We start from the raw sequence: 6,180 nt of genomic DNA, 5'->3' as shown, positions 1-6,180 counted from the left end.
CGGCCGAGCAGATCTGGCCCGGGGTGCAATAGCCGCACTGGAAGCCGTCATGCTTGACGAAGGCGGCCTGGAGCGGATGCAAGGCATCGCCCTCCGCCAGCCCCTCGATCGTCCGGATCTCGTCGCCCTCGTGCATGACCGCCAGCGTCAGGCAGGCGTTGATCCGGCGCCCGTTGACCAGCACCGTGCAGGCGCCGCACTGGCCGTGGTCGCAGCCGAGATGGACCCCGGTCAGCCCGAACTCGCCCCGCAGGAGGTCGCCCAGATGCGAGCGCGCCGGCGCCCGGCAGCGCACGGATTCGCCGTTGAGCGTGAACGCGATGGCGCGCTCGCGCTGCGGAGCGTCAACCGCCAAGCCGTCAACCGACATCCCGTCCCCCTTCCTGCGCCTCGCCCGCGAGCATCCGGCCGGCGACGCGGCCGAGGATCACCCGGGCGAGGTGAAGCCGCGTCTCGGGCCGCGTGCCCGGATCCACCGGCGGGTCGAGTTCGTCGGCGAGGGCGGCCTGCGCGCCCGTGAGGTCGCCGGCCTCGAGCGCCGCCGCCGCGGCGACCGCCAGGACCGGGCGGTCGGCGAGGCCGAAGAAGGCGAGACGCATGTCGGCGAGCCCGGCCCCTGTCCGCCGGGCCGTCGCGGCGAGGCCCGCGAGGGCGTAATCGCCGCGGCGGCGCGCCAGCTCGTCGAAGCCCCAGACCGCGTCCGATGCGGGGAGCGGAAACTCCACCGCGACCACGATCTCGCCGGGCCGCAGCGCCGTGGCGTAGAGTCCCTGGAAGAAATCCCTCGCCGCGATCCGCCGCTCCGCCTGCGGGCCGCGCACCACGATCGTCGCGTCGAGCGCCAGGCAGCAGGCCGGCCACTCCGTCGCCGGATCGGCGAGCGCCACCGAGCCGCCGATCGTGCCGCGGTTGCGGATCGCCGGATGGGCGATGTGGGGCATCGCGGCGGCCAGGAGCGGCAGGCGGGCACGCACGATCTCCGACGTGCCGACCTCGCGGTGGCGCGCCATCGCGCCGACGCGCACGACGCCCTCCGCTTCCGTGATGCCCGAGAGGCCGGGGATCGCGTTGAGATCGACCAGCACCGACGGAGCGGAGAGCCGCAGGTTGAGGGTCGTGACCAGGCTCTGGCCGCCGGCGAGCGGCACCGCGTCCTCGCCGTGGGCGGCGAGGAGCGCCAGCGCCTCGTCGAGGGAGGCGGGGCGCGCGTAGGCGAAGTCCGGCGCTTTCAAGCCCGCGTCCCTCCCTGACGGGCTTGCCCGGACCCGCCCCGATGGGACAGGCTGGATGCCCTTGTTGATCGTTCGCTCAAGAGAGGCGCAATCCGCGATGGTGTCAACTCATCCGTTGGTCGTCCCCTCGCCCGCGCCGTCCGGCCGGCGGCTCTCGGCCGAGGATCGCGAGCGACAGATCGTCGAGGGGGCGATCGCCTACTTCGCCGAGGTCGGGCTCGACGGGCAGACCCGCGAGCTGGCCCGCCGGCTCGGCATCGCCCAGCCGCTGCTGTTTCGCTACTTTCCCACCAAGGCGGCGCTGATCGAGCGCATCTACGAGGAAGTCTATCTCAAGCGCTGGGATGCCGGCTGGGAGGCGACGGTGCGGGATGCCTCGCTACCCTGCCTCGAACGCTTCCGCCGTTTCGAGATCGACTACCAGCGCACGATCGACAACTATGCCTGGCTCCGGATCTTCGTCTCGGCCGGGCTGAAGGGCTTCGACCTGCCGAGCCGCTATCTCGGCATGGTGCGCGCCCGCATCTTCACGCCGCTGCTCACCGACATGCGGGCGGAATCGCAGCTGCCGAGCCCCGAGGAGCAGCCCCTCGCCGCCGACGAGTACGAGCTGCTGTTCGGCATCCACGGTGCGCTCGTCTATGTGGGCCTGCGCTCGCTGGTCTACGGCATCGACGGCGGCGTCGACCGCGACGCGGTGCGCGCCGCGATGCTCGACGCGGCCCTGCCGGGCCTGCTCGCCACCCACCGGCGCGTCGTCGGGGCGGCCATGCCGCCGGCAGCCGGCCGGGCGCCGTGAGGCGTCCGTTGCGCCGCAGGCGGCGAAGCAAGGCCTGCCTTTGCGGGTGGTGCCGCAGGCCAGGATCGCGCGAGGGAGCCGCCCCGCGCCGTCGCGGAGCCGCCCGGAGACCCGCCGATCGAGCACGACCGGCTTGCGCCACGTCGCGATCTCCTCACCCACCGCGATTCACAGATCCGCCCTCGGGTCGTGGGGACTGGAAACCGACGACAGGCGCGTGAGCTTACAGTCAGTTTTTTGAGCGCGGGATTCCCCTCTCCCGGGTGGGAGAGGGGAATCCCGCGCCACGGCGATGGACGTCTCGTTTCATCGGCAAGGGACCGCGAAGCCGGTGAACAACTGATAGGGCCGTGCCATATCGCGACCTCGCTTCGGCTGCGCCGGTTCAGGGCGTGAGGGTTCGATCCCGCCCTCGGGGTATGGTTCGCGGCCGTGAGCGACGCCCCCGTCGCCCAGCGCATCTGAACGACGCCCGGGCCGACATGGTCTCCTCGCCCCACGTGGCGATCGTCCCGAGCCTCGCGATCCTCCTGACGGTGCTCGCCTTCAACCTCCTCGGGGATGGCCTGCGCGACGCCCTCGACCCCAAGCTCGACCGGGCGTAAGGGGCGCCATGAGCGAGACTCCCCCACGTATCGGCGCCCTGCCGAGCGGCCCGCGCGACGCGATCACCGACGTGGCCGGCGTCACCGTCGGCCATTGCACCCTGGCCGAGGGCGCGATCCAGACCGGCGTCACGGTGATCCGCCCGCATCAGGGCGACCTCTACCACGAGCGGGTGCCGGCCGCGGCCGCGGTGCTGAACGGCTTCGGCAAGTCGATCGGCCTGATGCAGCTCGAGGAACTTGGGCTGATCGAGACGCCGGTCGCGCTGACCAACACCTTCGGGGTGCCGGCGGTCGCCGCCGCCCAGATCCGGGCGGCCCTGGCGATCAATCCCGGCATCGGCCGCGAATTGCCGACGGTGAACCCGCTCGTCTTCGAGTGCAACGACGGCCACCTGAACGACATGGCCCGGATGGTCGTGGGCGAGGCGCATTATCGCCAGGCGCACGATTCCGCCGACGCGACGGTGGCGGAAGGCGCGGTCGGCGCCGGGCGCGGCATGTCGTGCTTCGGGGTGAAGGGCGGCATCGGTACCGCCTCGCGGCAGGTCGAGGCCGGAGGGCGCGCGGTCACGGTCGGCACGCTGGTGCTGGCGAATTTCGGCCGGCCCTCGCAGCTGCGCGTCGGCGGCCGGGCGCTGGGACCCGTCCTCGCCGAGCGGCTGGAGGCCCAGCAGACGATCGCAAAGCCTGAGAAGGGCTCGATCATCCTCGTCGCCGCCACCGACGCACCCCTCGACGCGCGCCAGCTCCGGCGCCTGGCGCTCAGGGCGGGGGCGGGCCTTGCCCGCACCGGCTCGGTCTTCGGCCATGGCAGCGGCGACATCGCGCTCGCCTTCTCGACCGCCTATACGCTGCCGCAGGACCCAGGGACCCCGATGCCGGCCGTGGCGGTGCTGCACGAGGCCCATCTCGACCCGCTCTTCGAGGCGGTCGCCGACGGGATCGAGCAGGCGATCCTCCACGCCCTGTGGCGCGCCGAGACGGTGACCGGCCGCAACGGCCATACCCGTCGGGCCCTCACCGCGATCCTGCCCGATTGGGCCGCCCTCCCCGCTTGAGCCTCGCCATGAAGCTCCTGATCTCCGCCGACATCGAGGGGGTCGCGGGCGTCGTGCACCCGGACCAGACCCGCCGGGGGGCGCCCGATGACGAGCGGGCGCGGCTCTGGCGGGCGCGGCTCTGGATGGTGCAGGAGGCGTCCTGCGCGGCGATCCGCGCCGGCGTTTCGGCCGCGCTCTCCCGGCCGCTCCCGGCGCCGTTCCGGATCCCCGCACCGCTCGCGGTGACGATACGGGCGCAGAGCCCGGCGCTCGCCGACCTGTTCTGCCAGTGGCCGGGCCTGCATCGCCGCGACGGCAGCGCGTTCACCGTCGAGGCCGACAGCGTCGCGGATGATCAACGGCCTGTCGGCGATGTCGAGCCTGCTGCGCTGACGCACGGTCCCGTGCCGCCGGCCCCCGGGCCATCGGGGGCGTAGCCCTGACGGCGGTCGGGCGGAGGATGTCTTTGCGCTGACAACGACAGTCATGTAGCATGCAGTACAGCGGCAAACGGAGCACCGAGTTGTCCGGCTGGCACTTGCTCCCGTTCTCGATGCAACAGCAGGCCCAGCCCAACTGGTGCTGGGCCGCGGTCACCGCGAGCGTCGCGGTCTTCTTCGACGCGGTCACGACCCAGACACAGTGCCTGATCGCGGGCGTCCAGTTGCGGCGGCAGGATTGCTGCGGGGCCGGAGCCGGCGGTCCCTGCAACGTCTACGGCTTCCTCGCCTCCGCGCTCAACCGCGTCGGCCATCTGAAGACCTGGTATCCGGCCGCCTCGACGCCGCTCGCGAACTTGCGCTCCGAACTCGACGCAGGGCGGCCGGTCTGCGTGCGCGTGGCGTGGGATTCGGGGGGAGCCCATTTCGTCACGGTCATCGGCTACCTGCCCGACAGCGACGTGATCGCCGGCAGCGCCCTCGTCGCGGTCGAGGATCCGGTCTGGGGCTCGTCCGACGTGCCCTACGACGTGCTGCGGGTCGGGTACCAGTTCGACGGCCGCTGGACCGACAGCTACCACACGAAGGGAGCCCAGCATCGTGGCCACCCTCCCGCAGCCTGAGGTTCCGCCCGAGGCCGAACGCGTCGTCGGGGAGGTCCTGAGCGAGCTGGCCGCGCGGTCCGCGTTCCGGACACCCAAGCTCAGCCGCGCCGATCCGCGGACGCTCTCGCTGACGGCGCCGCACCGCGTCGCGGTGCTTCCGCTGGCGCTGCTGCAGGGCGGCCGGGAGGTCAAACCTGTCGAGCGGGGCTGGCGCTTCCTCATCGCGGCCGACGGGGAGGTGATCGCCGGCGCGGAAGCGCTCGCGCGTCCCGACGGGCGGTTCGCCTTCGGCGGCCTCAACGAGGGCCCGCTTGTGGCAAGCTTCGCGGCCGCCCTGCAGGATGCCGATGTCCGGGAACCGGGCGTCGAGGCCCGTCTCCTGCTCACGCCGGCGCTCCACGTCGCGGCCCTCTGGGTCGTGGAGGTCCGGCCGCCGGAGGAGGAGCGTCTTCTCGGGGGAGACGTGATCGTTCCGATCGAACCCACGCATCCGCGCCTTCCGGCCCGGCGGGCGGTCACGGCCGCGGCCTATCTCGCGATCCTGCGCTCGCTCGCCGCCGGGATCCCGCCCGGCGGCGCGAAGGGCGGCTGATACGGCTTCCCGCCGTCCGGGCGATCAGCCGGATTTCGAGCGAGGGGCGCGGCGACGCGGCGGCCCACCGCCGCCCGCGGCGCATTCGGGCGGCGGGGCGAGCGCACCGGGCCCGCCGGGCTCGGTCCGGGCCGCGGCGAGCACGGTCTGGAAGATGGGACAGCCCTGGAGAAGCGGGTAGGCGTACCCGGCGATCAGGCGCCCCGCCTCCGTGTCGCTCCTCCAATGCACGCCGGCCACTTCCCGGTTCTCGCCGATGCGGGCCGCGAGCGCGGTCAGGCCCGCGGCCGAATCCGGCGCGACTTCCGTGAGGGCGAGGGCGATCATGTAGCTCTCGAGCGCATGCCCGCTCGGATAGGACGGATGCGGCGGCGCGTTGATCAGGGGCAGGAGCGCGGGAAAGACCTGTTGCGGCCGGGCGCGGTTGAAGACCCCCTTGAAGTGCATCGCGACCATCAGCCCGACCCGGTCCGCCATGTCGATGAGCTTCAGGGTGTTCGGATGGGAGGCCGGCGACAGCATCAGCATGTGGGCGAAGTAGGCCGCCGGCCCCGGATCCTGATCGAGGATTTCCTGGACCCGCCTCGCCCGCTCGTCGCGCGCCTTCGAGACCAGGTCCTCGAGTTCATCGAACATGTCGGGGTCGTCGAACGGCGTCGGCGGCGGGACCGCGATGCAGCGCCAGTCGGTCCGGCCGAACTCGGCGAGCGCGAGATAGCTGAAGAAGTCCGAGCGCCAGGCCGACCAGGGGAACGTGGCCCCCACCCGCATGGCGTTCGGATCGACCGGGGTCAAAGGGTCGGCGACGGGGTACGTGACCGGGGGATAGGCTCCCGCGCCCCCTCCGGATCCCCCGCCGGAGCC

Annotated in this window: 8 protein-coding genes and 1 pseudogene; 6 read left to right on the top strand and 3 right to left on the bottom strand. The window is 72.6% G+C overall.

The genetic code is table 11. The features are described from left to right. A partial coding sequence (locus VQ03_RS12805; RefSeq protein ID WP_425350066.1) for a (2Fe-2S)-binding protein occupies positions 1–322 on the bottom strand: 322 nt, incomplete at its 3' end. A gap of 37 nt (positions 323–359) precedes the next feature. Beyond that, on the bottom strand, positions 360–1,232 hold the full coding sequence (locus VQ03_RS12800) for an FAD binding domain-containing protein (protein WP_048451268.1): 873 nt from the start codon (positions 1,230–1,232) through the stop codon (positions 360–362). A 97-nt stretch (positions 1,233–1,329) separates the two neighbouring features. On the opposite strand from VQ03_RS12800, the gene VQ03_RS12795 reads away from it, so the two are divergent. The 6 genes and pseudogenes from VQ03_RS12795 (at position 1,330) to VQ03_RS30975 (ending at position 5,316) form a co-directional block, all read left to right on the top strand. Then, positions 1,330–2,031, top strand: a complete 702-nt coding sequence (locus tag VQ03_RS12795) for a TetR/AcrR family transcriptional regulator (protein ID WP_048451267.1) — start codon at positions 1,330–1,332, stop codon at positions 2,029–2,031. Between the two features lie 443 nt (positions 2,032–2,474). After that, positions 2,475–2,636, top strand: a pseudogene (locus VQ03_RS35025) (glutathione ABC transporter permease GsiD); the annotation flags it as partial. Between the two features lie 8 nt (positions 2,637–2,644). Beyond that, on the top strand, positions 2,645–3,697 hold the full coding sequence (locus tag VQ03_RS12790; RefSeq protein ID WP_048451266.1) for a DmpA family aminopeptidase: 1,053 nt from the start codon (positions 2,645–2,647) through the stop codon (positions 3,695–3,697). A gap of 8 nt (positions 3,698–3,705) precedes the next feature. Continuing rightward, on the top strand, positions 3,706–4,116 hold the full coding sequence (locus VQ03_RS12785; RefSeq protein WP_048451265.1) for a M55 family metallopeptidase: 411 nt from the start codon (positions 3,706–3,708) through the stop codon (positions 4,114–4,116). Between the two features lie 86 nt (positions 4,117–4,202). Further along, on the top strand, positions 4,203–4,742 hold the full coding sequence (locus tag VQ03_RS12780) for a papain-like cysteine protease family protein (RefSeq protein WP_167376087.1): 540 nt from the start codon (positions 4,203–4,205) through the stop codon (positions 4,740–4,742). Further along, positions 4,720–5,316: a hypothetical protein gene (locus VQ03_RS30975; RefSeq protein WP_053078544.1), complete on the top strand. Its 597-nt coding sequence runs from the start codon at positions 4,720–4,722 to the stop codon at positions 5,314–5,316. The genes VQ03_RS12780 and VQ03_RS30975 overlap by 23 nt, the downstream gene beginning before the upstream one ends. Before the next feature lie 24 nt (positions 5,317–5,340). Here the strand turns inward: VQ03_RS30975 and VQ03_RS30970 are convergent. Next, positions 5,341–6,180, bottom strand: an 840-nt coding sequence (locus tag VQ03_RS30970; RefSeq protein WP_208605507.1) for a phosphatase PAP2 family protein, incomplete at its 5' end; no start/stop codon positions are given.

The organism is Methylobacterium tarhaniae, from assembly GCF_001043955.1.
Lineage (GTDB): Bacteria > Pseudomonadota > Alphaproteobacteria > Rhizobiales > Beijerinckiaceae > Methylobacterium > Methylobacterium tarhaniae.
The sequence above is the reverse complement of the archived record's forward strand: the minus strand, read 5'-3'. Positions and strand labels throughout refer to the sequence as shown.

Excerpts from the sequence above, each read along its gene's own strand:
- VQ03_RS12795 (WP_048451267.1), top strand. The coding sequence starts at position 1,330 with ATGGTGTCAACTCATCCGTTGGTCGTCCCCTCGCCCGCGCCGTCCGGC.
- VQ03_RS12790 (WP_048451266.1), top strand. The coding sequence starts at position 2,645 with ATGAGCGAGACTCCCCCACGTATCGGCGCCCTGCCGAGCGGCCCGCGC.
- VQ03_RS12785 (WP_048451265.1), top strand. The coding sequence starts at position 3,706 with ATGAAGCTCCTGATCTCCGCCGACATCGAGGGGGTCGCGGGCGTCGTG.